The organism is Pedococcus sp. P2_D7, assembly GCF_056404295.1.
The window spans coordinates 541558-568204 of record NZ_JBFUEH010000004.1; the positions used below are offsets into that span (position 1 = coordinate 541558).

26 protein-coding genes and 2 tRNA genes are annotated in these 26647 nt (G+C 70.5%); 18 read left to right on the forward strand and 10 right to left on the reverse strand.

Going from position 1 to position 26647, the window contains the following annotated elements; genetic code table 11:
- The first annotated feature begins 21 nt into the window (after positions 1-21).
- On the forward strand, positions 22-975 hold the full coding sequence (locus tag AC1DWJ_RS11765) for a GlxA family transcriptional regulator (RefSeq protein WP_457253405.1): 954 nt from the start codon (positions 22-24) through the stop codon (positions 973-975).
- 62 nt (positions 976-1037) lie between these two features.
- A complete protein-coding gene (locus AC1DWJ_RS11770) occupies positions 1038-1814 on the forward strand; it encodes a fumarylacetoacetate hydrolase family protein (RefSeq protein ID WP_477620857.1) in 777 nt (258 codons plus the stop codon).
- A 50-nt stretch (positions 1815-1864) separates the two neighbouring features.
- On the opposite strand, the gene AC1DWJ_RS11775 is transcribed toward AC1DWJ_RS11770, so the two are convergent.
- Both AC1DWJ_RS11775 and AC1DWJ_RS11780 read right to left on the reverse strand, forming a co-directional pair.
- Positions 1865-4828, reverse strand: a complete 2964-nt coding sequence (locus tag AC1DWJ_RS11775) for an AfsR/SARP family transcriptional regulator (protein ID WP_477620858.1) — start codon at positions 4826-4828, stop codon at positions 1865-1867.
- A 135-nt stretch (positions 4829-4963) separates the two neighbouring features.
- Positions 4964-5494, reverse strand: coding sequence for a hypothetical protein (locus AC1DWJ_RS11780; protein ID WP_457253402.1), 531 nt, complete (start codon positions 5492-5494; stop codon positions 4964-4966).
- Between the two features lie 172 nt (positions 5495-5666).
- Here AC1DWJ_RS11780 and gltX point away from each other — a divergent pair, with 172 nt between their 5' ends.
- The 3 genes from gltX to AC1DWJ_RS11795 all read left to right on the forward strand — a co-directional run bounded on the left by gltX (position 5667) and on the right by AC1DWJ_RS11795 (position 7603).
- On the forward strand, positions 5667-7190 hold the full coding sequence (gene gltX / locus AC1DWJ_RS11785; RefSeq protein ID WP_477620859.1) for a glutamate--tRNA ligase: 1524 nt from the start codon (positions 5667-5669) through the stop codon (positions 7188-7190).
- A 157-nt stretch (positions 7191-7347) separates the two neighbouring features.
- Positions 7348-7419: transfer RNA gene (locus AC1DWJ_RS11790), tRNA-Gln, on the forward strand.
- A gap of 108 nt (positions 7420-7527) precedes the next feature.
- A tRNA-Glu gene (locus AC1DWJ_RS11795) sits at positions 7528-7603 on the forward strand.
- 87 nt (positions 7604-7690) lie between these two features.
- On the opposite strand, the gene AC1DWJ_RS11800 is transcribed toward AC1DWJ_RS11795, so the two are convergent.
- Together AC1DWJ_RS11800 and AC1DWJ_RS11805 are read right to left on the reverse strand one after the other, a co-directional pair.
- Positions 7691-8287, reverse strand: coding sequence for a MerR family transcriptional regulator (locus tag AC1DWJ_RS11800; RefSeq protein WP_477620860.1), 597 nt, complete (start codon positions 8285-8287; stop codon positions 7691-7693).
- A gap of 122 nt (positions 8288-8409) precedes the next feature.
- Entirely contained in the window at positions 8410-9153 is a 744-nt protein-coding gene (locus AC1DWJ_RS11805) for an IclR family transcriptional regulator (RefSeq protein WP_056922488.1), read from the reverse strand.
- A gap of 152 nt (positions 9154-9305) precedes the next feature.
- Between AC1DWJ_RS11805 and leuC the strand changes: the two genes are divergently transcribed.
- From leuC to murA, 4 genes are all read left to right on the forward strand, one after another.
- Positions 9306-10724, forward strand: coding sequence for a 3-isopropylmalate dehydratase large subunit (gene leuC, locus AC1DWJ_RS11810; RefSeq protein WP_457253399.1), 1419 nt, complete (start codon positions 9306-9308; stop codon positions 10722-10724).
- Positions 10724-11317, forward strand: a complete 594-nt coding sequence (gene leuD / locus AC1DWJ_RS11815) for a 3-isopropylmalate dehydratase small subunit (protein WP_457253398.1) — start codon at positions 10724-10726, stop codon at positions 11315-11317. Before leuC ends, leuD begins: the two co-directional genes overlap by 1 nt.
- 393 nt (positions 11318-11710) lie before the next feature.
- Positions 11711-12448, forward strand: a complete 738-nt coding sequence (locus tag AC1DWJ_RS11820) for an HU family DNA-binding protein (RefSeq protein WP_477620861.1) — start codon at positions 11711-11713, stop codon at positions 12446-12448.
- Between the two features lie 88 nt (positions 12449-12536).
- Positions 12537-13853, forward strand: coding sequence for a UDP-N-acetylglucosamine 1-carboxyvinyltransferase (gene murA / locus AC1DWJ_RS11825; protein WP_457253396.1), 1317 nt, complete (start codon positions 12537-12539; stop codon positions 13851-13853).
- A gap of 52 nt (positions 13854-13905) precedes the next feature.
- On the opposite strand, the gene cofC is transcribed toward murA, so the two are convergent.
- Positions 13906-14763 (reverse strand): 2-phospho-L-lactate guanylyltransferase, encoded by an 858-nt coding sequence (cofC, locus tag AC1DWJ_RS11830; RefSeq protein ID WP_477620862.1) that lies wholly within the window; start codon positions 14761-14763, stop codon positions 13906-13908.
- Between the two features lie 96 nt (positions 14764-14859).
- Between cofC and AC1DWJ_RS11835 the strand changes: the two genes are divergently transcribed.
- The 3 genes from AC1DWJ_RS11835 to AC1DWJ_RS11845 are packed head-to-tail and all read left to right on the forward strand — an operon-like array spanning position 14860 to position 17291.
- The gene (locus AC1DWJ_RS11835; protein WP_457253394.1) at positions 14860-15621 is read left to right on the forward strand and encodes a lysophospholipid acyltransferase family protein; all 762 of its coding nucleotides are present in this window, start codon (positions 14860-14862) and stop codon (positions 15619-15621) included.
- On the forward strand, positions 15618-16616 hold the full coding sequence (locus AC1DWJ_RS11840; protein ID WP_457253393.1) for an NAD(P)H-dependent glycerol-3-phosphate dehydrogenase: 999 nt from the start codon (positions 15618-15620) through the stop codon (positions 16614-16616). The genes AC1DWJ_RS11835 and AC1DWJ_RS11840 overlap by 4 nt, the downstream gene beginning before the upstream one ends.
- Positions 16617-16631: 15 nt before the next feature.
- Positions 16632-17291 (forward strand): Type 1 glutamine amidotransferase-like domain-containing protein, encoded by a 660-nt coding sequence (locus AC1DWJ_RS11845; protein WP_477620863.1) that lies wholly within the window; start codon positions 16632-16634, stop codon positions 17289-17291.
- Between the two features lie 86 nt (positions 17292-17377).
- On the opposite strand, the gene AC1DWJ_RS11850 is transcribed toward AC1DWJ_RS11845, so the two are convergent.
- On the reverse strand, positions 17378-18466 hold the full coding sequence (locus AC1DWJ_RS11850; protein WP_477620864.1) for a trans-sulfuration enzyme family protein: 1089 nt from the start codon (positions 18464-18466) through the stop codon (positions 17378-17380).
- Positions 18467-18539: 73 nt separating this feature from the next.
- Here AC1DWJ_RS11850 and AC1DWJ_RS11855 point away from each other — a divergent pair, with 73 nt between their 5' ends.
- The gene (locus AC1DWJ_RS11855) at positions 18540-19670 is read left to right on the forward strand and encodes a D-alanine--D-alanine ligase family protein (RefSeq protein WP_477620865.1); all 1131 of its coding nucleotides are present in this window, start codon (positions 18540-18542) and stop codon (positions 19668-19670) included.
- 205 nt (positions 19671-19875) lie between these two features.
- On the opposite strand, the gene AC1DWJ_RS11860 is transcribed toward AC1DWJ_RS11855, so the two are convergent.
- Positions 19876-20499: an antibiotic biosynthesis monooxygenase gene (locus AC1DWJ_RS11860; protein WP_457253388.1), complete on the reverse strand. Its 624-nt coding sequence runs from the start codon at positions 20497-20499 to the stop codon at positions 19876-19878.
- A gap of 171 nt (positions 20500-20670) precedes the next feature.
- On the opposite strand from AC1DWJ_RS11860, the gene AC1DWJ_RS11865 reads away from it, so the two are divergent.
- Positions 20671-21258, forward strand: a complete 588-nt coding sequence (locus AC1DWJ_RS11865) for a GNAT family N-acetyltransferase (RefSeq protein ID WP_477620866.1) — start codon at positions 20671-20673, stop codon at positions 21256-21258.
- Here the strand turns inward: AC1DWJ_RS11865 and AC1DWJ_RS11870 are convergent.
- Positions 21189-21914 (reverse strand): GNAT family N-acetyltransferase, encoded by a 726-nt coding sequence (locus AC1DWJ_RS11870; protein WP_477620867.1) that lies wholly within the window; start codon positions 21912-21914, stop codon positions 21189-21191. The two genes, AC1DWJ_RS11865 and AC1DWJ_RS11870, sit on opposite strands and share 70 nt — an antisense overlap.
- 242 nt (positions 21915-22156) lie before the next feature.
- Between AC1DWJ_RS11870 and AC1DWJ_RS11875 the strand changes: the two genes are divergently transcribed.
- The 4 genes from AC1DWJ_RS11875 to AC1DWJ_RS11890 all read left to right on the forward strand — a co-directional run bounded on the left by AC1DWJ_RS11875 (position 22157) and on the right by AC1DWJ_RS11890 (position 25926).
- Positions 22157-22759 (forward strand): DUF1326 domain-containing protein, encoded by a 603-nt coding sequence (locus AC1DWJ_RS11875; protein WP_477620868.1) that lies wholly within the window; start codon positions 22157-22159, stop codon positions 22757-22759.
- 4 nt (positions 22760-22763) lie between these two features.
- Positions 22764-23576 carry a DUF2182 domain-containing protein gene (locus AC1DWJ_RS11880; RefSeq protein ID WP_477620869.1) on the forward strand — a complete coding sequence of 271 codons (813 nt, stop codon included), beginning with the start codon at positions 22764-22766 and terminating at the stop codon, positions 23574-23576.
- A gap of 222 nt (positions 23577-23798) precedes the next feature.
- Positions 23799-24512, forward strand: a complete 714-nt coding sequence (locus AC1DWJ_RS11885; protein ID WP_457253380.1) for an SGNH/GDSL hydrolase family protein — start codon at positions 23799-23801, stop codon at positions 24510-24512.
- Between the two features lie 121 nt (positions 24513-24633).
- A complete protein-coding gene (locus AC1DWJ_RS11890) occupies positions 24634-25926 on the forward strand; it encodes a glycosyltransferase family 39 protein (RefSeq protein WP_477620870.1) in 1293 nt (430 codons plus the stop codon).
- Here the strand turns inward: AC1DWJ_RS11890 and AC1DWJ_RS11895 are convergent.
- On the reverse strand, positions 25845-26333 hold the full coding sequence (locus tag AC1DWJ_RS11895) for a hypothetical protein (protein WP_477620871.1): 489 nt from the start codon (positions 26331-26333) through the stop codon (positions 25845-25847). The genes AC1DWJ_RS11890 and AC1DWJ_RS11895 overlap by 82 nt on opposite strands.
- Positions 26334-26346: 13 nt before the next feature.
- The gene (locus tag AC1DWJ_RS11900; protein ID WP_056884115.1) at positions 26347-26580 is read right to left on the reverse strand and encodes an Lrp/AsnC family transcriptional regulator; all 234 of its coding nucleotides are present in this window, start codon (positions 26578-26580) and stop codon (positions 26347-26349) included.
- Positions 26581-26647 lie beyond the last annotated feature (67 nt).

A 26647-nucleotide genomic window follows, 5' to 3' on the forward strand; every position in this document is an offset into this window, starting at 1 on the left:
TTTTCTGCCATACTGCTTCGCATGGCCCTGTCCACCATTGCAGCGCTCATCACCGACCCCGTCGCCATGTTCGAGACCGCCATCGCGTGCGAGGTCTTCGGGCTCGACCGCACCGACGACGGAGTGCCGCCGTTCACCTTCATGATGTGCGGCGAGACCGCCGGCGTCGCCGTCCCGACGACGAGCGGCGGCGCCCTGACGCCGACGCACCAGTGGCAGGACGCCCTGGACGCCGACCTCGTGGTGATGCCTGCCGGCGGGATCCGCGACACGTATCCGGAGGAGCTGCTCGACGCGATCCGCGGCGCGCACGCCCGCGGCGCCACCATCCTGTCGATCTGCACCGGGGCGTTCATCCTCGGCGAGACCGGGCTGCTCGACGGACTGACCGCGGTGACGCACTGGCGCTACGCCGAGTCGTTCGCCCGCCGGTTCCCCAAGACCACGGTCTCCATGGACGTGCTCTACCTCGACCACGGCCAGATCGTCACCGGGGCCGGGACTGCCGCAGGCATCGACGCCGTGCTCCACCTGGTCCGTCGCGAGCTGGGGTCGACGGTGGCCACCCGCATCGCCCGCCGCATGGTCGTCCCTCCGCAGCGCGACGGCGGCCAGCGCCAGTACGTCGAGGCGCCGTTGCCCGAGGTCGACTGCGAGAGCATGCAGCCGGTGCTCAACCACATCACCGAGAACCTCGACGCCCCCCACACCGTTCCGGACCTGGCACGCCTCGCGATGATGTCCGAGCGCACCTTCGCCCGGCGCTTCGTCGCCGAGACCGGCACGACGCCGCACAAGTGGCTCGTCCAGCAACGGGTGCTACGCGCTCGAGAGCTGCTCGAGTCGACCGACCTCCCCGTGGAGTCGGTCGCATCGCACAGCGGGTTCGGGTCGGCTGCGTTGCTGCGCACCCACTTCCAGACCGTCGTGGGCACCTCGCCCCAGCGCTACCGTCGCGAGTTCTCGCGGCGCTGAGCCGCACCTCCTCGACCTCTCCCGCGACCGGGACGACCACGTCGCCCCGATAGGCTCCGCAGGTGCGCATCGCGAGATACACCACTGGTGAAGACCCCTCCTACGGCATCGTCGAGGGGGAGCCGGGCCGCGAGTTCATCGCCCAGGTCCAGGGCGACCCCCTCTACCAGTCGCTCGTGCTGACGGGGGAGACCGTGCCCCTCGAGGACGCACGGCTCCTCGCGCCGGTCATCCCGCGCAGCAAGGTGATCGGCATCGGTCGCAACTACGCCGACCACGCCAAGGAGATGGGCGGCGAACCCCCGGCGCAGCCGCTGATGTTCCTCGTCCCCAACACCGCGGTCGTCGGTCCCGGCGACCCCATCGTCATGCCGGCCGGGGCGCAGGAGATCTCCTACGAGGGCGAGCTCGCCGTCGTCATCGGGCGGATCGCCAAGGACGTGCCGCGGGAGCGCGTCTCCGAGGTCGTCTACGGCTACACGTGCGCCAACGACGTCACCGCCCGCGACTGGCAGCGGGGCGACGGGCAGTGGGCCAGGGCCAAGGGTTTCGACACGTCCACGCCGCTCGGACCCTGGATCGCCACCGACCTCGACGTCTCCGACCTGCGCATCCAGAGCCGGATCGACGGCGAGACCCGCCAGGACGGCCGGACCGCCGACATGATCTTCGACGTGGAGACCCTGGTGTCCTACGTCAGTGCCGCGTTCACCCTCCTCCCCGGTGATGTCATCCTCACCGGCACCCCCGCCGGCGTCGGCCTCGTCGAGCCGGGCCAGCGGGTCGATGTCGAGATCGAGGGCATCGGCACGCTCAGCAACACCTTCGTGCGCCGCTGAGGGAGGTATGCCGCGTGGCAAGCCACGCGGCATACCCGAGGCCTGCTGCGTCAGCCTTGTGACGCGGTACCCGGGGGCGCGACCGTCGTGGACGCGTTGAAGGCGCGGTCCCTCAGCTCGGTGATCGACGGGGCCGGTCCGGCCACCGGTCCGGGTGGCGCGACGGGGAGTCCAGCGGCCAGGTCCTGCAGCTCCACCGGGACGGCCGACTCGCCCAACCCCGCCCTGGCGGCCGCTCTCGAGACGTCGTGGAACAGCGCCTGGGCTTCGGTGTCCGGACCTTCAACCAGCGTGGCGATGGCCATGGCGGCGATCGTCTCCAACTGCCAACCGAGGTCGCTCGGGTCGTAGTGCTGGATGGACTCGGCGAGGACGCCACGGCCGCTTGCCGTCTGGCCGTCACGCACGAGGGCGAAGCCGAGGATCTGAAGTGCGTTGCTGAGCGCATATCCGGTGCTCATACGCCGGCTGCGCCGCACTGCGTCCTGGGCGATCGAGATGGCCAGCGCCGGTGCGTCGGCCATGAGGTGACCTCGAGCCAGGTCCACCAGCGCCGAGATCGCCTCGGTGTCGTCCAGAGCGAGCTCGAGCCCCATCTGCCCATGGTGGACGACTTGCTCCGGGTCAAGCCGCTGGGCCGCCACCCAGGCTGCGGCGCTGTGGGCGCGGTGCCTCATCCCGCGGTGACCCGCCGCCGTGGCCACCGCGATGGCAAGGTCGCCCTCGGCCCGCGCCACATCGTGGTCGTCGAGCTCCGAGGCGATCACGGCACGGAAGCAGTGGGCGAGCACCCGGTGCACCGTGTCCGAGACCTCGAGCTGGTCGACTGCCGCGAGCAGGGGAGCTGCCAGCTCGGGCCCCTCGACGACGTAGGACGCACTTCCCGCGATGATCTGCGCCTTCGGTAGCCACGGGCCCGGATCCGGGGACCCGAGGACAGTCGTCATGAGGTCGAGCAGGACGTCCTGGCGCCCGAGCAGGGCGAGCGCGCGACGTCGGTTCACCAGGAGTGAGGTCGCTCGGTCCGGTCGTCCGGTCGCGACCAGTTCGGCGACCACCTGACGCAGGATGGGTAGGTCATCCTTGGTCGCTGCCACGAACTCCTCGGGCACGAGGTCCTCGAAGTCGACCCGCTGCGCCTCCTCGAGCCACTGGTCGGCCACCGCCATCAGGACGGCCTGGCGTCGGACGGTCGCGCGGTCGACACCGCCCGCCGCGCCCTGGTCCCTCGCGTCAGCCTCCGTCTGCTCGGCAGCGGCCAGGCACACCGCGCGAACGGTGTGCAGGAGTCCGAACCTCCGTCCGGACGGTGACTCGAGCGGTTGGACCAGTGCGTGGCGGACCAGCGCCTCGATGGCCAGAAGGGGATCCTCGGGCGGTGTCCCCTCGGGACCGGCGGCCCCGACTGCCACGGCGGCCACGGCGGCCACGGCGGCCACGGCCGCAGACGCGGTGCCCCTGTCGGGGGAGCCGTCCAGCACCGCGAGGGCGGCGAGCGCGCCCCGCTCGGCAGGCCGCAGCAGGTCGAGGCTCCAGCGGACAAGCGCCGTGAGGGACGACTGACGCCCACCGGCCTCGACCGCGCTGACGTCCCCGACGAGTGGGAGACGAGTGAGGAGGTCGGCAGGAGGAAGCGTCGCGACCCGCGCTGCAGCCAGCTCGATGGCGAGGGGGAGTCCGTCGAGGCGCTCGCACAGACGCACTACTGACTCGCCGTCGGACGCGCCCGTGTACCCGGGGACGACCGCTGCCGCGCGCTCGACGAAAAGCTGCCGGGCCGTGGTTCGGGGGTCGAGGAACGGCACGGGGACGACGTGCTCGCCCGGAATGCCCAACGGCCCGCGTGACGTGGCCAGCACGCGGGTCGAGCGGTGGTGCTCGAGCAGCTCACGGATCTCACGGGGCGCGTCCACGAGGTGTTCCAGGTTGTCGAGGGCGAGCACGGTCGGCTCGTCGTCGAGCACGTCGCCGAGGGCGGCGGGCGTGACGCCCAGGGAGCGCGCGACCGTGTCGATCACCGAGGCACCTCCGGGCTCGGTGGCGAAGGACACCCACCGCACCGTGGGCGCGTGACGCAGGGCGAGAGCCTCCTGGGCGGTGCGGGTCTTGCCGACCCCGCCCGGCCCGGTCAGCACGACCAGGCGGTGCGAGTCCAGTGCCTGCGCCGTCGCGGCGATCACCTCGTCCCGCCCGACCGATGGCGCCAGGGGGACGGGGACCGGCTCGGCGCGGATCGCCGGGGGCCGTGCGCCCAGCAGCGTCGGGTCCTGGTGCAGGACGCGGTCGGCGAGCACCGCCAGGGCTGGTCCGGGGTCGAGCCCCAGCTCACGGGACAGGTGACGCCGAGCGCGGCGCACGGCGTCGAGGGCATCAGCCTGCCGACCCGCTCGCGCCAGCGCGGTCACCAGCATCTCCCAGAGGTGCTCACGGTCCGGGTGCTGCTCGGTCAGCTCCTCGAGGTCGGGCAGCGCCACCTGGTGCTGGGCCAGCGCGAGGTGGGCCTCGGCGAGGAGCTCACGTCCGAGCATCCGCTCACGGTGCAGGGGTTCGAGCCAGTCGGCGGCGAACGGCAGTCCCACGAGGTCGGCCAAGGGGTCACCACGCCACTCCCGCAGGGCCAGCGAGCAGAGCTCGGCCGCTGCCTTCGGGCGACCGGCAGCGAGGGCGTCGCCACCCCCGGCGAGGCTTGCCCTAAACCGAGACACGTCGACCTCGTCGGAGGACGCGGTGAGCTCATACCCCTCGCCGTGCCCGACCAGGCGGCTCGGTGACCCTGCGGGCCGGTCCGGTTCGAGGGCCCGGCGCAGGGTCGACACGTAGACCTGGAGGTTCTGCCGGTGGTGGGGCGGCACCCGTTCTCCCCAGACGCCTTCGGCGAGGCGGTCGACCGACACGGTGTGGTTCGGCTCGAGGGCGAGCTGGGCCAGCACGGCCCGCTGCTTGGGCCCCCCGCACTCGACGGGGGAGCCGTCGTCCGCGAGGACCTGCATGCTGCCCAGGAGCTTGACCTCCACCGACCCTCCGGCTGCTCAGCCGCCCGGCCCGCGCCGGAGCCCTTCAAGCGTGGCACTGCCACCGGGGCCGGGACACCACCAAACAGCGGACGGCACCGACAGGGGTTGACCCTGTCGGCGCCGTCCGCTCGGCCGCTAGAGGACGCGGCACCAGGTGGGGGAGGTGGAGACCCAGGCACCGGCGGTGGAGTGGATCTCGGACTGGTACTGGTAGCCCTGGTAGACGCCGTTGTAGTACCAGTACATCTCGATGCTCGCGTTGTAGGCGTAGCCGGACCGGGCCGCGAAGGTGAAGACGTCGTTGCCCATGCCCCAGCCGCTACGGGTGGTGAGGTAGCCGCTGGAGGGGTAGACCTGCCGGAGGACCCAGCCGGAGGTGTTGTACTCGAAGATCTTGAACCGGTAGGAGACGGCCCAGCCGGGAGCCGTCCAGTGCAGGTCGGGGGCCTGGGCGGAGATCGAGCGGTAGTTGCAGGTCGCCGCGAGCGTGCCGCCGGGAACCGTCGCGGCCGACGCGGAGGTGGCGGTGGCGGTGCCGAGCCCGACGACGCCCGCGAGGACGAGGACGAGGGCGGCGAGGCGACGCTGCAGGCGACGGGGGGTCCGGTGGCTGGTTGCCGCGGTCGAGCTGTGCTGGGGGCTGTGGGTGGTGGTCGTGGTGGTCATCGTTCTCTCCTCCTCGGAGTAGGTCTTGGTGGTTGTGCTGACAGGTGAACCGTCCCAAGACCCGCTTCAGGACCACTTCAGCCCGATCGCCCGTTCCCTGAAGTGAGGTATGCCGCGGGGCCGGCGACGCGGCATACGGCACCTCGGCTGGGGTCCCTAGAATCGGGGCACCATGACTGAGAAGCCCTCCTCCGCACCCCGCCTCCGTGTCGCGCCGTCGCCCACCGGCGACCCGCACGTCGGCACCGCCTACATGTCGCTGTTCAACCTGGCCTTCGCGCGCCAGCAGGGCGGGTCGTTCGTGCTGCGCATCGAGGACACCGACCGCGCGCGGTTCCGGGAGGACAGCGAGCAGCAGGTCTTCGAGACGCTGCACTGGCTGGGGCTGCAGTGGGACGAGGGGCCCGACGTGGGTGGGCCCTTCGCGCCGTACCGACAGTCCGAGCGGCTGGACACCTACCGCCCGTACGTCGAGCGGCTGCTGGCCGACGGTCGCGCCTACCACTGCTGGTGCTCGACCGAGCGCCTCGCACAGATGCGTGACATGCAGCAGAAGGTCAAGCAGCCCACCGGGTACGACCGCCTCTGCCACGGCAAGACCCGCGAGGAGCGGGCCGAGCTGCCGGGCTTCAACGAGACGCCGGTCGTGCGGATGCTCATCCCCGACGACGTCGACCTGACCTTCGACGACCTCATCCGTGGGCGCGTGTCCGCACCGCGTCCCGACGACCAGGTGATCCTCAAGGGCGACGGGTTCCCGACCTACCACCTCGCCGTCGTCGTCGACGACCACGAGATGGGGATCACCCACGTCGTGCGCGGTGAGGAGTGGATCTCCAGCACCCCCAAGCACATCCAGCTCTACAAGGACCTCGGGCTGGAGCCGCCGAAGTTCGCCCACATGCCGCTGCTGCGCAACACCGACAAGTCCAAGATCTCCAAGCGCAAGAACCCCGCCGCCCGCCTGACCTGGTTCAAGGAGCAGGGCTACCTCCCCGAGGCCCTGGTGAACTTCCTTGCGCTGCTTGCCTATCCGCCAAAGCAGGGCGCCGAGGGGGAGGACGTCGAGGTCTTCACGTTCGAGGAGTTCAGCCAGGACTTCGACTGGAAGAAGGTCAACCCGGTCGGCCCCATCTTCGACCTCAAGAAGCTCGACTGGCTCAACGGCGTCTACATCCGTGGGCTCGAGGTCGGGCAGCTCGCGTCGCGACTGCTGCCGTTCCTCGAGGCCGACGGGGTGCTCGGTGACAACCCGAGCCTCGGCCAACTCGCCCGCCTGGGCAAGGTCACCGAGCTGATCCAGACCCGCATGGTCCTGCTCACCGAGGCGAGTGCCCTGGTGCGACCGTTCTTCGTCGGCGACGACGAGATCGAGATCGCCGAGGACGCGCGCGCCCAGCTCAAGGACGACTCGGGCGAGGTCCTCGCGGCTGCCATCAAGGCACTCGAGGACGTCGACGACACCCGTTCCGGGGTGCTCGGCTCCGAGAGCGGCTGGAGCGCCCCCGTCATCGAGGCGGCCCTGCGTGCGGCGATCGTCGAGGAGATGGGCATCAAGCCCAAGTTCGCGTTCGGTCCGCTGCGCACTGCCGTCTCCGGCCAGCGCATCAGCCCGCCGTTGTTCGAGTCGATGGAGATCCTCGGCAAGACCTCGACCCTGGCCCGCCTGCACCGGCTGCACGACGACCTCGCCTGACCGCGAGGGAGCGTCGGACCGGGCGTCGGGGCCCACCCGACGTGACGTGGCAGGGGCTACGCCCAGCCGATTTGGGAACGCGACCGAGGGGCCGGTAGTATCGCGTCTCGGTTCACTCCCATGAAGGCCTCCGGGCGCGCTGGAAGTGATACCCCCTTGGGGTATGGTGTAATTGGCAACACTACGGTTTCTGGTACCGTCATTCTAGGTTCGAGTCCTGGTACCCCAGCTCAGGCGCAAGCCCTTGTGGCACACGCCGATTCGGAGAAATCCACTTCCTGCCGGTATGGTTCTCTCCGCTGCCCGCGCACTGCAGAGTGCACGGGCAACCAGCTAGGGCCCCGTTGTGTAGCGGCCTAGCACGCCGCCCTCTCAAGGCGGTAGCGCGGGTTCGAATCCCGTCGGGGCTACCAGTATAAGCCTCCGTCCACGGACGGGGGCTTCTCGCATGTCCGCGTCCGAATGAGCTCCGAACGCGCTCCGAACGAGCGTGGCCGGCCCTAGGTGGTTCGGCTGCTGACGTGCTCCTGGGCGAGCCGGCGCAGCGCCGCCAGGACGGGGTCGACCAGGACGGTACCGGCCACCACCCGGTGCAGGGCCGCGGCGAGGTCGTCGCGTGGCACAGCCGCCACGTCGACCGCGGCCACGCCCTCGGTGGCCCGCGCGTAGCCGGTCAGCGAGTCGGTCTCGAGCGGCACGCCGGCCGACCTCGCCGCTGCGATCGCGCCGGTCAAGGAGCGGAGTGCGGGTGAGTCGGGTGAGACGCGCCAGCCGAGCCCGGCCACGAGCTCGGTCACCTCGTCACTGACGGCGATGTCGGGGTGGGTGGCGGGAAGCGCGTACTGCGCCTTGCCGAGGAGGTCGTGCCGCGAGGTCGGGGGAGAGTCGAGGGTCTGGACCACCCGCCTGCTCTGCGCGACGGAGACGCCCGCGTCGATCAGCGCGCGGACGAGCCGCACCCGCTGGAGGTGCGCCTCGGAGTAGTCGGCCCTGGTGGCGCCGAGGCTCTCCCCGGCCGGGACGAGTCCCTCCCGCAGGTAGTACTTGAGCGTCGCCACCGTCGTGCCGCTGCGCTCCGACAGCTCCGACATCCTCATGGATAGTCACACTACCCACGGCCAACGCCACGAGGTATGCCGCGCGGCCGGCTCGGCCGCACGGCATACCTCGTCGTCGTGCAGGCGTGCCACGTCGTCGTGCGGGCGGGCCGAAGCGCGGGTCAGGCGTGGTTCTGCTGCTGTTGCTGCGCGTGGTGGCGCGCGAGCACCTCGGTGAGCTTGTTGGCGCCGGCGATCACGGTCGCGGCGTGCAGGCGGCCGGGCTGGCGGGAGAGCCGCTCGATCGGGCCCGAGATGGACACCGCGGCGACGACGCGGCCGGACGGGCCGCGCACCGGCGCCGACACCGACGCGACGCCGGCCTCGCGCTCGCCCACGCTCTGCGCCCACCCGCGGCGGCGGACGCCGGAGAGGGTGGTCGCGGTGAACTTGGCGCCGTGCAGCCCGCGGTGGAGGCGGTCGGGCTCCTCCCAGGCGAGCAGCACCTGGGCCGCGGAGCCGGCCAGCATCGACAGGGTCGCGCCGATCGGGATCGAGTCGCGCAGGCCGACCGGGCGCTCGGCCGCGGACACGCAGATGCGGTGGTCGCCCTGGCGCCGGAAGAGCTGCGCGCTCTCGTTGGTGTGGTCGCGCAGGGCGCCGAGCACCGGGCCGGCAGCGGCCAGGAGTCGGTCCTCGCCGGCGGCGGCGGCGAGCTCGGCCAGGCGCGGACCGAGCACGAAACGGCCCTGGAGATCGCGCGTGACGAGGCGGTGGTGTTCGAGGGCGACGGCCAGCCGGTGAGCCGTGGGGCGGGCCAGACCGGTCGCGGTGACCAGCTGGGCGAGGGTCGACGGACCGGCCTCGAGGGCGCCGAGGACGATGGCTGCCTTGTCGAGAACGCCGACTCCACTGGTTGTGTCCATGGCTTGATATTGACGTCTCATTCGCTGAGACGCAAATCCGTGGGCGTGTCTCGCGTGCGAACCTCGGATTGCAGCACAGTGCCGTGCTCACGACGGGGCACGGCCAGGCCGTGCCCGCGATGGGCCGCAATCAGGACAAGAGGGTGGAAGACGTGTCAGGAACGCTGGCCGAGAAGGTCTGGGAAGCGCATGTGGTTCGGCGCGCCGAGGGCGAGCCGGACCTGCTCTACATCGACCTCCACCTGATCCACGAAGTCACCTCGCCGCAGGCCTTCGACGGGCTCCGGCTCGCGGGCCGTCCCGTCCGCCGTCCCGACCTCACGCTCGCGACCGAGGACCACAACGTCCCGACCACGCCCGGCCCGATCACCGACCTCGTGAGCAAGACGCAGGTCGACACGTTGCGCCGCAACTGTGAGGAGTTCGGGGTCCGGCTCTTCCCCATGGGTCACGCCGAGCAGGGCATCGTCCACGTGGTCGGTCCGCAGCGTGGCCTCACCCAGCCGGGCATGACGATCGTCTGCGGCGACTCGCACACGTCGACGCACGGTGCGTTCGGCGCGCTGGCCTTCGGCATCGGCACGTCCGAGGTCGAGCACGTGCTGGCGACGCAGACCTTGCCGCTCAAGCCGTTCCGGACCATGGCGGTCAACGTCGAGGGCGAGCTCCAGCCCGGGGTGACGGCCAAGGACATCACGCTGGCGGTGATCGCGAAGATCGGCACCGGCGGGGGCCAGGGCTACGTCCTGGAGTACCGGGGGAGTGCGATCCGGGCGCTGTCCATGGAAGCCCGCATGACGGTGTGCAACATGTCGATCGAGGCCGGCGCCCGCGCGGGCATGATCGCCCCCGACCAGACCACCTTCGACTACCTCCAGGGCCGCGAGCACGCCCCGACCGGGGCCGACTGGGATGCCGCCGTCGCCGACTGGAGCACCCTGCGCAGCGACGACGACGCGGTCTTCGACGCGGAGGTCGACCTCGACGCCACCACGCTCACGCCGTTCGTCACCTGGGGCACCAACCCCGGCCAGGGACTGCCGCTCGGCGAGTCGGTCCCCGACCCCGAGACGATGGGCGACGACAACGAGAAGGCCGCCGCCCAGCACGCCCTCGACTACATGGGCCTGACCGCCGGCACGCCGTTGCGCGAGATCCGCGTCGACACGGTGTTCGTCGGCTCCTGCACCAACGGCCGGATCGAGGACCTGCGCGCCGCCGCCGAGGTGGTCAAGGGTCGCAGGGTCGCCGAGGGCGTCCGCATGCTCGTCGTGCCCGGGTCTGCGCGGGTGCGGCTGCAGGCCGAGGAGGAGGGGCTGGACCGGGTCTTCACCGAGGCCGGCGCCGAGTGGCGGTTGCCAGGCTGTTCGATGTGTCTTGGCATGAACCCCGACCAGCTCGCCCCGGGCGAGCGCAGCGCCTCCACGTCGAACCGCAACTTCGAGGGCCGGCAGGGCAAGGGTGGCCGCACCCACCTGGTCAGCCCGCTCGTCGCCGCCGCCACCGCCCTGCGTGGCACGTTGTCCAGCCCGGCCGACCTCGTCGACGCCACCTCCGAGGGGAGCAAGTGATGGATGCCTTCACGACGCACACCGGGATCGGGGTGCCGCTGCGCCGCAGCAACGTCGACACCGACCAGATCATCCCCGCCGTCTACCTCAAGCGGGTGACCCGCACCGGCTTCGAGGACGGCCTGTTCGCGGCGTGGCGCAAGGACGAGACGTTCATCCTCAACCACCCCTCGTATGCCGCGGGGTCGGTCCTCGTCGCGGGTTCCGACTTCGGGACGGGCTCCTCACGCGAGCACGCCGTCTGGGCGTTGCTGAACTACGGGTTCCGCGTCGTCCTGTCGTCTCGGTTCGCCGACATCTTCCGCGGCAACAGCGGCAAGCAGGGGCTGCTCACCGCGCAGCTCGCCCAGGACGACATCGAGCTGATCTGGAAGTACCTCGAGAACGAGCCGGGTGCCTCCGTCACGGTCGACCTCGTGTCGCGCACCGTCACCGCCGGTGACATCGTCGCGCCGTTCGAGGTCGACGACTACACGCGCTGGCGGCTCCTCGAGGGCCTCGACGACATCAGCCTGACCCTGCGCCACGAGCAGGACGTGACCGAGTTCGAGACGCGCCGACCGGCATACAAGCCCTCCACGACGGTGGCCTGAGGCGCGCGGCGCGCCGACGAGCACAAATTCCCCGAAAGTCGCCTTCTGGCGCCAGCTGGACAGACCCCCGACGCAGTGCGTCGGGGGTCTCATGGCTTCCAGGACGGCGGCTGCGCGGTCAGGACCGTGCGAAAATCATTGACCTGCAACACTTTCCGGCCATCGAGCCGAGCGAGCTGCCAACTGCACGGACCAGCGTCGATAGCTCCCGTTCGCCGCACCCGGCGTCTCGGAGCGTGCCGCAATCCGTTGCGACACAACAGATCGGGCGCCGAGATGGTGGACTCACGCGCGCAACCGCCCTAACGTCGGACCCAAGTCGGGCACTGGCTCGGCCGCTCACCCTCGTCGGGCTAAGGGGTCCGGCGTCACCAACCCTATGAAGGGGAAAACGTGAACAAGGCAGAACTGATCAAGGAGCTGGAGAGTCGCCTCGGCAGCCGGAAGGCAGCCAGCGACGCACTGACGGCCGTCGTGGACGTGATCATCCGCGAGGTGGCCAAGGGCGGCAGCGTCGCCATCACCGGCTTCGGAACGTTCGAGCAGGCCGCCCGGGCAGCGCGCACCGGCCGCAACCCGCGCACCGGTGCCAGCGTGAAGATCAAGAAGACCGTGGTGCCGAAGTTCCGCGCCGGCTCGGCCTTCAAGGATGTCGTCAAGAACCCGCGCTCGCTGCCCAAGGCAGCTGTCGCCGGTGCCCGCGCCGCTGCAGGGACGGCCACCAAGGCCGCCGCGGCCGGTGCCAAGAAGGCTGCGCCTGCGAAGAAGGCGGTCGTGAAGAAGGCCGCTCCGGCCAAGAAGGCGGCTCCCGCGAAGAAGGCGGCACCGGCCAAGAAGGCTGCGCCTGCGAAGAAGGCGGTCGTGAAGAAGGCTGCTCCGGCCAAGAAGGCGGCTCCCGCGAAGAAGGCGGCACCGGCCAAGAAGGCCGCGCCCGCGAAGAAGGCGGTCGTGAAGAAGGCTGCTCCGGCCAAGAAGGCGGCTCCCGCGAAGAAGGCGGCACCGGCCAAGAAGGCCGCGCCCGCGAAGAAGGCGGTCGTGAAGAAGGCCGCTCCGGCCAAGAAGGCGGCTCCCGCGAAGAAGGCGGCACCGGCCAAGAAGGCCGCGACGAAGCGCGCGGCGAAGAAGGCCTGAGCCACACCAGCCCCATCACGGAGGCCGGCACCCAGATGGGTGTCGGCCTCCGTCGCATCGTGGGACGGCGGGGTGGGATGCTTGGGCCATGGCAGACATCCTCACCGTGAATGGCGGCGTACCGCTGGTCGGCGACCTCGAGGTCCGGGGTGCCAAGAACCTGGTCTCCAAGGCGATGGTCGCCGCGTTGCTCGCGGAGGGGCCATGTCGGCTCCGGGGGGTCCCCGAGATCTCCGACGTGAAGATCGTGTCGGGGCTGCTCGAGCTCCACGGCGTCAAGATCGACTCCACCGACCGGGACGGCGAGCTGCTGCTCGACCCGACCAACGTCGAGCAGGCGCACGTGGCCGACATCGACGCCCACGCCGGCTCCTCGCGCGTGCCTGTGCTGCTCTGCGGCCCCCTGCTGCACCGCCTCGGCGAGGCCTTCATCCCCGACCTCGGTGGGTGCCGCATCGGTGAGCGCCCGATCAACTACCACCTCGACGTCCTGCGCCAGTTCGGCGCCGACGTCCAGAAGCGCCCCGAGGGGTTGCGCCTGACCGCGCCCGACGGCCTGCGTGGCACCCGGATCAAGCTTCCCTACCCGAGCGTCGGTGCCACGGAGCAGGTGCTCCTGACCGCCGTGCGCGCCCAGGGCGTCACCGAGCTGCGCAACGCCGCCGTCGAGCCGGAGATCCTCGACCTCATCGCCGTGCTCCAGAAGATGGGGGCGATCATCAGCGTCGAGACCGACCGGGTCATCAAGATCGAGGGCGTCGACCGACTCGGTGGCTACGACCACCTCGCGATCCCCGACCGGATCGAGGCCGGCTCGTGGGCCTGTGCCGCGTTGGCGACCAGGGGCGACATCTACGTCCGGGGCGCTCAGCAGCTGGCGATGATGCCGTTCCTCAACGTCTTCCGGAAGATCGGCGGTGACTTCGACATCGATGACGAGGGCATCCGCTTCTGGCACGCGGGCAAGCCGCTCAACTCCCTGGTGCTCGAGACCGACGTGCACCCCGGCTTCATGACCGACTGGCAGCAGCCGCTCGTGGTGGCCCTGACCCAGACCACCGGCCTGTCCATCGTCCACGAGACGGTCTACGAGAACCGGCTCGGCTTCACCGAGGCGCTGGGGGAGATGGGGGCCCACATCCAGATCTACCGCGAGTGCCTCGGTGGGTCACCGTGTCGGTTCGGTCGCGCCAACTTCCAGCACAGTGCGGTCATCTCCGGTCCGACGCCCCTCAAGGGTGCCGAGATCACCGTCCCAGACCTGCGGGGCGGCTTCAGCTACCTGATCGCCGCACTGGCCGCCGAGGGCCAGTCCAAGGTGCACGGCATCGAGCTGATCTACCGGGGCTACGAGCGGTTCTCCGAGAAGCTCGACGGCCTCGGGGCCGACTACGAGGTCGGCTGAGCCCGCCTCACAGGCGTCAGCGCGTTCCGCCCCACGGCGTCGTCCGCGACCGTCAGCCGATCGTCTGGTCGTCGCCGATCCCGACGATCCACAATCGCTCGATCGTCGTGCCCTCGCCGAGGTCGATGCTGAGGCGCTGGCCGACCCGCAGGTGGCGCAGCGCGCTGGTCGCGAACACCGCTGGGCTGAACCTGACCTCGCGCCCGTCGTCGAGCAGGGCCGAGCCGGCGCCGGTCGACTCGTCGAAGGTGTGCACGCTCGCCTGCATGGGCGGCAGCGTATCCGGCCACGCGCCGAGCACGCTCGCGGTGGCGGCCCCGACCCCGAGCGCGCGGGCGGCCCGCAGGGCCCGGTCGTCGTCGACGTCGGTGCGCAGCCGGGGGAGGTCGAGCGAGAGCCGATGGTGCCCCGCGGCCTCGTGCCTGGCGGCCGAGCCGACGCCGAACGACGGGACGAGGGAGTCACCGTCGAGCGCCGTCAGCAGGACCGTGCCGGCGCCCGATGCGTCCGGGACCACCGCGCGGGGGTGCTCGGCGGCGGCGGCGAGCGCGGCCACCAGGTCGGCCGCGAGCAGCGACGGCAGGTCGCCGAGCAGGACCCCCACGGGGGCATGCGCAGACCTCGCGAGGGCTGCGTCGCGGCCGGCCCGGACGGCGGCGTCGAGGCCCCCGCCTGGGTCCCCCACGACCACCGCGCCGAGCGCGCGGGCGACCCCTCGCACCCGGTCGTCGGAGGTCACGACGAGGACCCGGCCCGGCGGCATACCGGCGCAGCAGGCGGTGAGGCAGTCGGTCGCCAGGGCGAGGGCGAGATCCTCGCGTCCGACCCCGGCCGGAGGGTGCAGGCGCGACTTCGCGGTCGCCCCGCCCTTGACGGGGACGACGAGGTGCCAGTCGACGCGAGAGGTCATCGAGACGATCGTCGCAGTGCTGGCGCGCTTGCTCGACACCGACCCCGGGAGCAGCGAGGATGCTCACTCACACGCTCCCGTCGATATGGAGGACACGTGACCGCCCGCGGCGCACGAGCTCTGCCCTTCGCCTACCGGTTCGTGGTGGCGATCCTGCGTCCCGTGCTGATGGTGGTCACCAAGCGCGACTGGAGAGGCGTGGAAAACCTGCCGACCTCCGGCGGGTTCGTCGTGGCGCCCAACCACCTGTCCTATGTCGACCCGCTGGCCTTCGCGCACTTCCTCGTCGACAACGACCACCCGCCCTTCTTCCTCGGCAAGGAGGGCGTCTTCCGCGTCCCCGTCGTGGGCGCGATCCTGCGCGGTGCCGAACAGATCCCGGTCTACCGCAACACCGGGCACGCAGCCGATGCGTTCCGCGCGGCCGTCGCCGCGGTCGAGAGCGGCAAGTGCGTTGCGGTCTACCCCGAGGGCACCCTGACGCGTGACCCCGACATCTGGCCGATGGTCGGCAAGACCGGAGCGGCGCGGATCGCGCTGGCGACCCGATGCCCGGTCGTGCCCGTGGCCCAGTGGGGACCGCAGGAGCTGCTCGCGCCCTACGGCAAGCGGCTGCGGCTCTTCCCCCGCAAGACGATGCGCGTCAGCGCCGGGCCGCCCGTCGACCTCAGCGACCTCTACGACCAGCCCGTCACCGGAGCCCTGCTCCGTCAGGCGACCGACCGCATCATGGCAGCCATCACGGCCGAGCTCGAGGCGATCCGTGGCGCCAAGGCGCCGACCGAGAGGTTCGACTCCCGCAAGCACGGACTGCCCGAGACCGGTAACTTCCACCGCACGCAAGGAGAAGGCGCATGACGACGGCTGCGGTGTTCGGGACGGGCAGCTGGGGCACGGCGTATGCCGCGGTGCTGGCTGACAGCGGCACGACCGTGCGCATGTGGGGACGCCGACAGGCGGTGGTGGACCAGATCAACGCGGGGAGCAACGAGGACTACCTGCCCGGCATACCGCTGCCGGCAGGCATCTCGGCCACCACCGACCCGGCCGAGGCGGCCGAGGGCGCCGACATCATCGTCCTCGCCGTGCCCTCGCAGACGTTGCGGGCCAACCTCGCGGACTGGGGCGGGGTGCTGCCCCGCAACGCCGCGATCGTGTCGCTGATGAAGGGCGTCGAGCTCGGCACCACGAAGCGGATGAGCGAGGTGATCGCGGAGGCGGGGGGCGTCGAGCCACGTCGCATCGTCGTCGTCTCCGGGCCCAACCTGGCCAAGGAGATCGCCCTCAAGCAGCCGGCCGCCAGCGTGGTCGCCTGCATCGACGAGGCCGTTGCAGGCATGGTCGCCGAGGCCTCGAACCCGCCCTACTTCCGCCCGTACACCACGACCGACGTCGTCGGCGCGGAGCTGAGCGGGGCGGTGAAGAACGTCATCGCGCTCGCGGTGGGCATGGCCGAGGGCCTGGGCATGGGCGACAACTCCAAGGCGTCGATCATCACCCGTGGTCTCGCCGAGACGTCGCGCCTGGGCATGGCGCTGGGAGCCGACCCGGTGACGTTCTCGGGACTGGCCGGGGTCGGCGACCTCATCGCCACCTGCATGTCGCCGCTCTCGCGCAACCGCACCTTCGGGCTCAACCTCGGTCGCGGGATGGATGTGGAGGAGGTCGTGGCGGTGACCAAGCAGACGGCCGAGGGCGTGAAGTCCTGCGAGTCGATCCTGCAGCTCGCGCACGACCACGGGGTGGACGTGCCGATCATCGAGCAGGTCGCGGCGGTGGTGCACGACGGTCGGCGGGCGGAAGACGTCGTCGGCGCGCTCATGGGACGTGCGCTGAAGAACGAGGCGAAGTAGGCCGGAGGGGGCGAGGTGAAGCTGCTTCTCACGTCGGGGGGCGTCACGAACCCGAGCATCCGCGCTGCGCTGGTCGACCTGTTGGGCAAGCCGATCGCCGACTCCGCTGCCCTCTGCATCCCCACGGCACAGTGGGGCCACCCGATGTGCGGCCCGACCTCCGTGCGTGGCTTCGTCAGCGGTCTGCCGCCGTGGGGCGGCCTGTCGACGTTGGGGTGGAAGTCACTGGGCGTCCTCGAGCTCACCGCCCTGCCCAGCATCGGCGAGGAGCGCTGGGTCCCGTGGGTCCGCGAGGCCGACGTCCTGCTGGTGGACGGCGGCGATGCGACCTACCTGTGTCACTGGATGCGGCAGTCGGGCCTGGCCGACCTCCTGCCGTCTCTGCCCGAGCTGGTCTGGGTGGGCGTGAGCGCCGGCAGCATGGTGATGACTCCCCGGATCGGTGACTACTTCGTGGAGTGGCCGTCCGCGCCCGACGACCGGACGCTCGGGGTCGTCGACTTCTCGATCTTCCCGCACCTGGACGTCTTCCCGGGCAACACCCTGGCCGAGGCCGAGCCGTGGGCCGCCGACATCGCCGGTCCGTCCTACGCCATCGACGACCAGACGGCGATCAAGGTGGCCACCGGCACGGTGGAGGTCGTGAGCGAGGGCCAGTGGAAGCGGCTCTCCTAGGGACTGCTGCAGCAGCGAGCGTTGTGCAGACGACCACCGTTGCAGGACCGCCACGACGTGGCCGTCTGCGGACTGCAGCTGAGACGTCAGGTGGGGTCCGTGCCGTCCCTGAGGGCGCGGTCGAGATCGTGCCAGAGGTCCTCCACGTCCTCGATGCCGACCGACAGGCGCAGCAGGGCTTCCGGGACGGTGGCGGGCTCCGCGGGGTGGCGGCGTCGTCGTTCGATCTGTGACTCGACCCCACCGAGGCTCGTCGAGTGCGTCCAGAGCTCGGTGGCCGAGGCGACGCGCTCGGCGGCCTCCGCTCCTCCAGGGACCTCGATCGCGATGACGGCCCCGAAGCCGGGGTAGCGAGTCGTCTGCACGGCAGGGTGGGCCGCCAGGCGCTCGGCGAGCTCCCGGGCGTTGGCGGTGGCGCGCTCGATGCGCAGGTGCAGGGTGCGCAGCCCGCGCAGCGCCAGCCACGTCTCCATCGGCCCCGCGATGGCACCGTGGAGCAGGCGGGCGGTGGCCAACCGTCCGGCGAGCTCGCGACCGGAGTCGGTCGACGCGGTGACGAGGGCGCCGAGGATGACGTCGGAGTGGCCGGAGAGGTACTTGGTCACGGAGTGCAGCACCACGTCGACGCCGTCGCTGAGGGGCTGCTGGACCAAGGGCGTGGCGAAGGTGTTGTCGCACACCGTCAGCGCCCCGGCTTCGCGCGCCATGACCGCAAGGGCGCGGATGTCGGAGACCTCGAGCATCGGGTTGGTGGGCGACTCGATCCAGAGCATCGCCGCCCCCTGCACCGCCTCGCGGACCTGCTGCTGGTCGGTCGGGTCGACGCGACGAACGACCACCGCGCCCGTGGACGCGAGCTGGTCGAGCAGGGCCGTGGTGCCGTTGTAGGCGTGCGACGGGACCACGACCGCGCCGCCGTGCGGCGCCAGTGTGAGGGCTGCCGACACGGCGGCCATCCCCGATGAGAAGACCTGGGCGTCGCCGCCCTCGAGACCGCCGAGCGCCTCCTCGAACGCCGTCCAGGTGGGGTTGCCCCCCCGCGCGTAGTTGACCGGGCCGTCGGCGAGGTAGGTCGAGGTGAACTCGAGGGGCGCGTTCACTCCGGCACCCGGCATACGGGGCTGGCGCCCGAGGGCGACGACGCGGGAGGCGGGGGACAGGTGCTCGTGACTCACGTCGCCAGCGTAGGCGGGCGCCGTGCGTGCCGTGCGAGGTGCCCGACGGATGGGCGGGATACGCTCGGCGGCGATGAGCACTGACCAGCCCGCGCCCTCCAAGCCTCGCGTCGCCATCGTGTTCGGCGGCCGCTCCTCGGAGCACGCCGTGTCGTGCGCCACCGCAGCAGGGGTGATGCGGGCCATCGACCGCGAGGCCTACGACGTGATCCCGATCGGGATCTCGCGTGACGGCCACTGGGTGCTCGCCGACGGCGACCCGCGCTCGCTCGAGCTGACGTCCGACAGCACCCCCGAGGTCGCCCCCGGAGGGGCTGCCGTGGTGGTGCCGCTGGCCACCACCGACCGCACGCTCACGACGCTCGAGCCGCAGCAGATCCCCGAGTCGCTCGGGGAGGTCGACGTCGTGTTTCCGTTGCTGCACGGGCCTTTCGGCGAGGACGGCACCATCCAGGGCATGTTCGAGATGGCCGACATCCGCTACGTGGGGTCAGGGGTCTTCGCGTCGGCTGCCGGCATGGACAAGCACTACATGAAGGTCCTGTTCGCCGGGGCCGGACTCCCGGTCGGTCCGTATGTCGTGATCACCGACTCCCAGTGGCGGCGCGACAAGGCGGCCGCGATGGACCCCGTCGGCGCGCTCGACTACCCGGTGTTCGTCAAGCCGTCACGGGCCGGCTCGAGCATGGGGATCTCGCGCGTGTCGTCTCCCGAGGCGCTCGAGGCGGCGATCGAGTTTGCCCGCGAGCACGACCGCAAGGTCATCGTGGAGCAGGGCATCGTCGGTCGCGAGATCGAGTGCGCCGTCCTCCAGGGCCGCGGCACCGATGCACCCCGCGTCTCGCACGTCGGCGAGATCGAGGTGACGGCCGAGGGTGGACACGAGTTCTACGACTTCGAGGCCAAGTACCTCGACGACGGAGCGGTCCTGTCCTGTCCCGCCAAAGTGCCTGACTCGATCTCGGCCGAGGTGCAGCGGCTGGCCGGGGCGGCCTTCGAGGCGCTCGGCTGTGAGGGGCTGGCTCGGGTCGACTGCTTCTACACGGACACCGGAGACGTGGTCATCAACGAGATCAACACCATGCCCGGCTTCACCCCGCACTCGATGTACCCCCAGATGTGGGAGGCGACCGGGCTGCCCTACCCCCAGCTGATCGACGAGCTGATCCAGCTCGCCCTCACCCGGCCCGTCGGCCTGCGCTGAGGAACGTGGCGGCCGACGTGAGTCGGCCGCGCCGAGGCACACCCGGCCCACTGCCTGCCCCGCGCTCACTCGGGGAGTGAGCGCGGGATCAGGCACTGACCAACGAGTCTCGCTACGGTGCGGGACGAAGACGCTCCTGCCGTGGACCGGGACGGTTGCCTGCGATGTCACGCCATCTCGGGAAGGGTCACGCCATCTCGGAAGGTCACGCCATCTCGGGAAGGTGGAGGTGAGCGAGCACTACCTCCATCTCCATGACGTCGTCGACGGTTGCGCCGAGGTCCCTGCTGGCGGCCTCGCGGATGCGGGCAGCAGCCTCGCGGCTGGCATCGAGGTGCTCGCGGCGCTCGAAGGTGATGGTGCCCACTGCACGACCGGTCTCGCGGCTGATGAGCAGGCTGCCGCTGCAGAAGCCTTCGAGCTCCTGGGCCTTGGGGAGAACGGCCATCCTGAAGACGTCGGCGGCGCGGTCGGCGTGGTCAGCCATCCCGCTCAGCCAGGTGACGCGAGCGCAGGCGCCGTCCGGCATGGCGTGGTCGCGGTGGACGACAGCGACTTCCCAGGTCTCGACGGTGCTGCGGCTGGCGCCGAAGGCCTGCTCCGCCGCATCGCGCAGCGGGCGCACCTTGTCGGCGCTGTCCCGCATCGAAGCCTCTGACTCCCAGGACGACGTGGCGATGCAACGGCTGGACCCGCGGTCCGCGAGCAGCGACATCCCGACACAGCCATCCATTCCGGTGATGACAGGGGTCACGTCGTCACGGACGGAGGCGATGCCGGCGTCGATCTTGGAGGGGTCTGCCTGGACGGTTGTGGTGCGTGCATACACGACGAAACTCCTCTGTTCGGGGCAGCACCCCGACGGCGCCACCGTCACCGACAACAGTCCTCCGGACTCCGATCAGGGGCAAGAGTGATCGGTGCGCCGTCGGGCCGGGCCGCTGTGGCAGCGAGGAGCGACCGGACGCCGAACGTCCGCAATCGGGGGTATTTTGCCGGCATGTCTGACTTCACGACCAAGGCGCTCACGCCGGCGACGTTCGACGACTTCGCCGCTCTCGTCGAGCGGAACAAGGGCATGTTCGCCAACTGCTGGTGCACGTGGTTCCACCCCGAGGACCGTGATCCGGACAGCACCATCGAGGACAACCGGGCGTTCAAGAAGCGCCGCGTGGACGAGGGGATCGCGCACGCCGCCCTGGTCTACGACGGCGACCTCGCCATCGCCTGGGCGGAGTACGGCACACCGGAGGAGCTGCCCGGCATCCACCACCGCAAGGAGTACCTCGCCACGGCCGAGCGGCTGCCCGACTACCGGGTCACCTGCATCCAGGTCGAGAAGGTCCATCGTGGCAAGGGCCTGGCGTCGGTCGCACTGCGGGGAGCCGTCGAGCTCATCGCGCAGGCCGGCGGAGGCGTGGTCGAGGGATACCCGCACGACACCGGCGGGGTGCGGAAGAAGAACTCGTCGTTCCTCTACAACGGGACCCGGACGATGTACGAGCGGGAGGGCTTCACCTACGACCGGCCCAAGGGTCTGGGCAACTGCGTGATGGTGCGCGAGGTGACCCCCAGCCCCCGCGACTGAGGGGTCAGAGCTCCACGAGCCGCGTCATGACCGCACTCCGCCGCTGCACCCCGCGAGTGGAGGTCAGGGGCCTTCTCCAGTCGTCGACGCACCACCCGCCGACGCAGGGTGGGCGAGGCCACGACCTCGTAACCGGCCTCGAGGAATATCTGCACCAGCCCGACCGACGCCTCGTCCCAGATCACGGTCTTGCCCGGTGGTGGCTCGATCGGGTAGCCCTCCAGGATGCGGGCGCCGACCTGCTCGCCGTACTCGACGGTGGCTGCGGCGAGCTCGTAGGTGAGCCCCGACTGGCGCCAGCCCTTGCGAACGACGAAACAGGTGACCGACCACACGCCCCCGAGCTCGGGGTCCATCCGCATCCACGGCTGCTTTCGGCTCCACAGCCTGGGGTAGTTCTCTCGCGGCTCGACGGCGACCCAGCTGGCTGCCTCGCCGTCGACGTACCCGATCAGCCCGGACGTCGGTCCGGTGGTGCCGCACGCGGTCTGTTCCAGCAGGGCGGCATTCCTCTGCTCCTGCGTGGTGTCGCGCCAGATCCACCCTGGCACCTTCATCGCCTGGCAACGGCACTTGCTCGCGCCCCCTGAGCCGAACACCGCCTGGACGTCATCGCTCGTCGCCTGGTTGGCCGGCAGCCACGTGAAGTCGGGCATGACCTTCTCCTCTCAAGCCGCAAGCGTTGTCGATCGGACTCTTTCAGTCTCGTCGAGCCAGCTGCAGGTTCCCAGTCATGGCCAGTGCGGACCTGGTCAGGTAACCCGTCCCGCACTCAGGAACCCGTTTGTCCGGAAGGCCGGAACTTGCCGGATATTCAATGCCTCCAACGAGGTTCGTGGCCGTTGACGCCCGGGGCACGCAGCGGGAGACTCCTTGGTGAGGGGCAATGGGAGGACCGATGTCCTGGAATCTGGCTGGAAGCTATGTCGAGACGTGTTCGTGCGAGCTCATGTGCCCGTGCAACCTGTCTCTCGATCACGGAGCCACCTACGACTTCTGTCGCGTGACGCTCGTGTTCAACATCCGCGAGGGAGCCGTCGATGGCACCGACATCTCGGGATGCAAGGTCGCGCTGATCGCCGACACCCCCAAGGTGATGACCGAGGGCAACTGGCGCGTGGGCGTCTTCGTCGACGACAGCGCGACCGACGCGCAGTTCGACCAGCTCGTGCAGGTCTTCGGTGGCCAGCTGGGTGGGCCCATGGCGGGTCTCGCGCCGCTGATCGGCGAGATGTTGGGCGTCGAACGCGCCACGATCGTCGTCGAGGACGATGGTCTGCGACACAGCGTCCGCATCGGCGACGCCATCGACTTCGAGATCGAGGACATCGTGCCGTTCGGGGTGGAGTCGGGGGAGCCGATCAAGTTCTCCGGCATGTTCCACCCGGTCGGCTCGGACCTCACCATGGCCGAGGCCAAGCGGTCGCGGATCAGCGCCTTCGGCATCGAGTACGAAGGGAAGACCGGGCTGTCGAAGTCGGACTTCGCGTGGACCGCCTGAGACGATGACCGACATCACGTCGGCGGCTCCACCAGCCCGCGGCGGTCCACGTCCTGCGCTCGTGGCCAGCCGCGCGCACTGGGGGCTGGTGGTGCTGCTCTTCGCCCTCGCCGGCGTCGCGTGGTGGTGGACGGTCGAGCTCATGCGCGGCATGGACAACGGACCGTGGACGGCCCTCGGCACGTTCGGCTGGTTCCTCAGCGTGTGGGTCGTGATGATGGCCGCGATGATGTTCCCGTCGGTCGCGCCGACGATCGCCCTCTACGCCAAGATGAGCGGAAGGTCGCGCCTGAGGCCATTGGTCTTCACTGGCGGTTACCTCGTGACCTGGGCTGGCGCCGGCGTCGTCGCCTTCCTGGTCGGGGGAGCGGTGAGCCGGCTGGCGGGAGGGGGGCTGTCGTGGGACCGCGCCGGGCGCCCCATCGCCGGAGCCGTGTTGGTCTTGGCTGCCGGCTACGAGCTGACCCCGCTCAAGAACGTCTGTCTCGGCAAGTGCCGGAGCCCGCTCGGCACCCTGCTCGGGTCATGGCGCGGCGGCTGGTCGGGCGCCCTCTGCATGGGCGCCACCAACGGCGCATGGTGCGTCGGGTGCTGCTGGGCCCTGATGGCGTCCCTGTTCGCGCTGGGAGTCACGAGCGTGGTCTGGATGGCAGTCGTCGCAGGCTTCATCGCGGTGGAGAAGCTGCTGCCGTGGGGGCGAACAGCCACGTACGGCACGGCCCTCATCCTGTTGGTGCTGGGAGTGCTGGTCCTCGTGGCGCCGGACGCGGTCCCCGGTCTGATGGTCCCCGGAAACGACTCCATGTCGATGACCTGAGGGCGGAGCCGACGCTTGTCCACGACGGTGACCGTGAGGAGGGCCGCGATGAACACGGTGGCAGGTCAATGCTCGAGACGCGTCTGGGTCGGTTCGGCCCTCTGCTTGGTCCTCCTCGGCACCGGTTGCGCTGGTGAGGAGAGTCCGACGAACCCAACCAGCAGGGCCGCCACAGCCACGAAGCCCGCGTCTCCGTACACGGGTTACCCGGACTCCGTCGCGGTGATCGGCCACTCGGCAGTGACGGGCGAAGGCACCCAGCCGGGCGGCCAGGAGGTCAAGGCCAACTCGTGGGCCACCGGCAGCAATCCTGAGGTGAACAGCATCTACCGTCGCCTCCTGCACGCACACCCTGCGATTGCGGGCCACGCCGTCAACTTCGGCACGGGGGGCGCCGACGTCGAGTCGCTTGCCGGGCAGGCTGAGGGGCTGATCGCGCAGGACCCACAGCCTGAGCTGGTCCTCATCGCGACCCTTGACGCGGACATCGCGTGTCCGGCCACCCAGGGCGACTTCGCTGCGTACGGCGAGGCCATCGGGAAGGTCCTCGAAGACCTGTCCACGAAGATGCCCGGCAGCCGATTCTTCATCACCACCCAGATCAGCACACCCAGTCGCGATGCCGCGGTGTACTCACGATCGGAGCGGGCACGCGTCGGGGGCACGGGTCCGTGCGCCTTCCTCGACCCGGAAGGCAACGTCGTCCCCACGGAGCTCAGACGGCTCGAAGCCGCGATCGCAGGATTCAAGACCCAGCTGACGAAGGCCTGTTCGCGCACCGACCGCTGCAGCACCGACCAGACCGGCCGGGGCTGGAGCATCCGTCGATCCGACTACAGCGACGACCTCAACCATCTCGACCTGAGTGGCCAGGCCAGATGGGCCGAGTACGTGTGGAGCCTGCTCCAGGAGGCCACCCTCGTCCCCGCCCACTAGCCGAGGTCGGGTCGTCGCTCACCGCGTCCGAGGGTTCTGGCCCGTTGCGGAGTCATCCGTTCGGCTTCGATCGACCCGGGATTGACGCAGGTGCAACCCGGTTGGGGCCTACGCTCCCTCCGTGACGCATCCACCCGGCAGCCGTGCAGCCCTGGCGCCCGCCACGGGCCGGCGAGCCGTGGTGGTGGCGGCGCTCCTCGCCTTGGTCGCCAAGCTCGCGCTCGCGGCCAGCACGGGCGGGACCCAGGACATGGGTGCCTGGAAGGCGTTCGCCGACGGGGTGCGTGAGCAGGGGCCGGTGGGGGTGTACGCCATCGACTTCTCCACCCGCGACGTCACGCAGTACAACCATCCGCCGCTGGTCGGGTACCTGCTCGAGGCCCTCGCCGCCTTGGAGCGCATCGGCGTGCCCCTGCAGTTCTCCCTGCGGGCGACGACCGCGATCAGCGATGTCGTGGGTGCGCTGGTCCTGTTCGAGATCATCCGGCGACGCAAGTCGGTGGCAGCGGCGACGGTCGCAGGGATCGCCCTCGCGGCCAGTCCCATCCTCCTCCTGGTGTCCGGTTACCACGGCAACACCGACCCCCTGATGATGACGTTGCTCTGGCTGGGCGCCTTCGTCCTGGTCGACCGGCGGATGGCGGTGCTCGGGGGCATCGCCCTGGCGCTCGCCATCAGCGTGAAGCTCGCCCCGATCGTGGCGCTGCCGACTCTGGCGGCGTGGCTCCTGGGACGTCGGGAGCTTCGCCTCCTGCTTGGCGCGGCTGCCGGCTTCGTCGCCACCATCGCACTCCTCTGGGGGCCAGCCCTCGTGTCCGAGTGGGACGGCGTGCGGACCAACGTGCTCGGATACGCGGGGGTTGGTGACCGCCCATGGGGGCTGGTGAAGATGCTGGATGCGGTCAGTCTCCCCACGATGTCGGCCTGGTTGATCGGGCCGGGGCGTTACGCGATCCTGCTCGGCTGTGCGCTCGTGCCGGCCGTGCTGGTCTGGACCAGGCCGCGGGCCGCCATGGAGTGCGTTGCCCTCAGCCTCATCGCGTTCCTCGTCCTCTCACCGGCCTTCGGCGTGCAGTACCTTGCCTGGGCCGCCGCGGCCACGCTGGTCCTCCGGGCCAGGATCGCGCTCGTCTACAACATCCTCGGCGGGCTGTTCCTCTTCGCCGTGTATGCCGACTGGAACCACGGCCTCGACTGGAGCGGCGTTGCCAACGGCCAGCCGTTCAGGCCGATCGAGGTCATCGCCGGCGGAGTGTTGTGGGCGATCCTCGTCGTGGTGGTGTTCATCGGGCTGCGCCGCGTCCTCGCCGCCGGGGCGGGCGAGGTCGGGGATCAGTCGCAGTTGCGGCCGTTGGTGGGCAACGCCTTCGCGGCCGGGCCGAACGCGGGGAGCAGCAGCGGCTCGGGTGCGTAGGCGTGGGGGACCAGGACCTCGATCGCCGGCTCTCGTCCGTAGGTCGTGAACCGCACCCCGTCACTGAGCGGCTCGACGACCCAGTAGATGCCGTCGACGTCGAGGCACTCCTGGTCGGTGGGGCCGAGCGCGGGCCAGCCGCAGGTGGCGATGATGGCCGGGTCGCCCCAGGCAGCCGCGTCACCCTTCACGCCGCCGTTGGCGTCGACGCCCCGTCCCTCCCGACCCCCGACCTCGGCCGGCCACTGTGCGGTGGCGGGCTCGCACTCCGCCGTGTGCTGCGGGGGAAAGACCTCGACGAGGCCGGAGCACGCAGACAGCAGACCACCGGCCACCCCGAGGACGAGGAGGCCGGTGGTCGTGGTGCGGACTGGGCGCGCAGCCCTCAGGCGGGCAGCGCGACGCACGTCGGTCGAACGCTCAGACGTGGACGACGGTGCAAGTCAGGGTGCGGGTGATCCCCGGCACGTCCTGGATCTTGGCGATGACGAGCTTGCCCAGCTCGTCGACGGTGTTGGCCTCGACGCGGGCGATCACGTCGTAGGGACCAGTGACGTCCTCGGCCAGGACCACACCGGCAATACCGGCAATGGCCTCGGCAACGGACGCCGCCTTGCCGACTTCGGTCTGGATCAGGATGTAGGCCTGGACCACCACGTGGCACCTCACAGTTCTGTTAAAGGGTTCCGCTGTTGAAAGGCTCAGCTGTTCAAAGGTTCAG

What these genes read in the sequence shown, in the direction of transcription:
- AC1DWJ_RS11765 (WP_457253405.1), top strand. Translation starts at nt 22, where the DNA reads ATGGCCCTGTCCACCATTGCAGCGCTCATCACCGACCCCGTCGCCATG.
- AC1DWJ_RS11780 (WP_457253402.1), bottom strand. Translation starts at nt 5,494, where the DNA reads ATGACCACCACGACCACCACCCACAGCCCCCAGCACAGCTCGACCGCG.
- gltX (WP_477620859.1), top strand. Translation starts at nt 5,667, where the DNA reads ATGACTGAGAAGCCCTCCTCCGCACCCCGCCTCCGTGTCGCGCCGTCG.
- AC1DWJ_RS11800 (WP_477620860.1), bottom strand. Translation starts at nt 8,287, where the DNA reads ATGAGGATGTCGGAGCTGTCGGAGCGCAGCGGCACGACGGTGGCGACG.
- AC1DWJ_RS11805 (WP_056922488.1), bottom strand. Translation starts at nt 9,153, where the DNA reads ATGGACACAACCAGTGGAGTCGGCGTTCTCGACAAGGCAGCCATCGTC.
- leuD (WP_457253398.1), top strand. Translation starts at nt 10,724, where the DNA reads ATGGATGCCTTCACGACGCACACCGGGATCGGGGTGCCGCTGCGCCGC.
- murA (WP_457253396.1), top strand. Translation starts at nt 12,537, where the DNA reads ATGGCAGACATCCTCACCGTGAATGGCGGCGTACCGCTGGTCGGCGAC.
- cofC (WP_477620862.1), bottom strand. Translation starts at nt 14,763, where the DNA reads ATGACCTCTCGCGTCGACTGGCACCTCGTCGTCCCCGTCAAGGGCGGG.
- AC1DWJ_RS11840 (WP_457253393.1), top strand. Translation starts at nt 15,618, where the DNA reads ATGACGACGGCTGCGGTGTTCGGGACGGGCAGCTGGGGCACGGCGTAT.
- AC1DWJ_RS11855 (WP_477620865.1), top strand. Translation starts at nt 18,540, where the DNA reads ATGAGCACTGACCAGCCCGCGCCCTCCAAGCCTCGCGTCGCCATCGTG.
- AC1DWJ_RS11865 (WP_477620866.1), top strand. Translation starts at nt 20,671, where the DNA reads ATGTCTGACTTCACGACCAAGGCGCTCACGCCGGCGACGTTCGACGAC.
- AC1DWJ_RS11870 (WP_477620867.1), bottom strand. Translation starts at nt 21,914, where the DNA reads ATGCCCGACTTCACGTGGCTGCCGGCCAACCAGGCGACGAGCGATGAC.
- AC1DWJ_RS11875 (WP_477620868.1), top strand. Translation starts at nt 22,157, where the DNA reads ATGTCCTGGAATCTGGCTGGAAGCTATGTCGAGACGTGTTCGTGCGAG.
- AC1DWJ_RS11880 (WP_477620869.1), top strand. Translation starts at nt 22,764, where the DNA reads ATGACCGACATCACGTCGGCGGCTCCACCAGCCCGCGGCGGTCCACGT.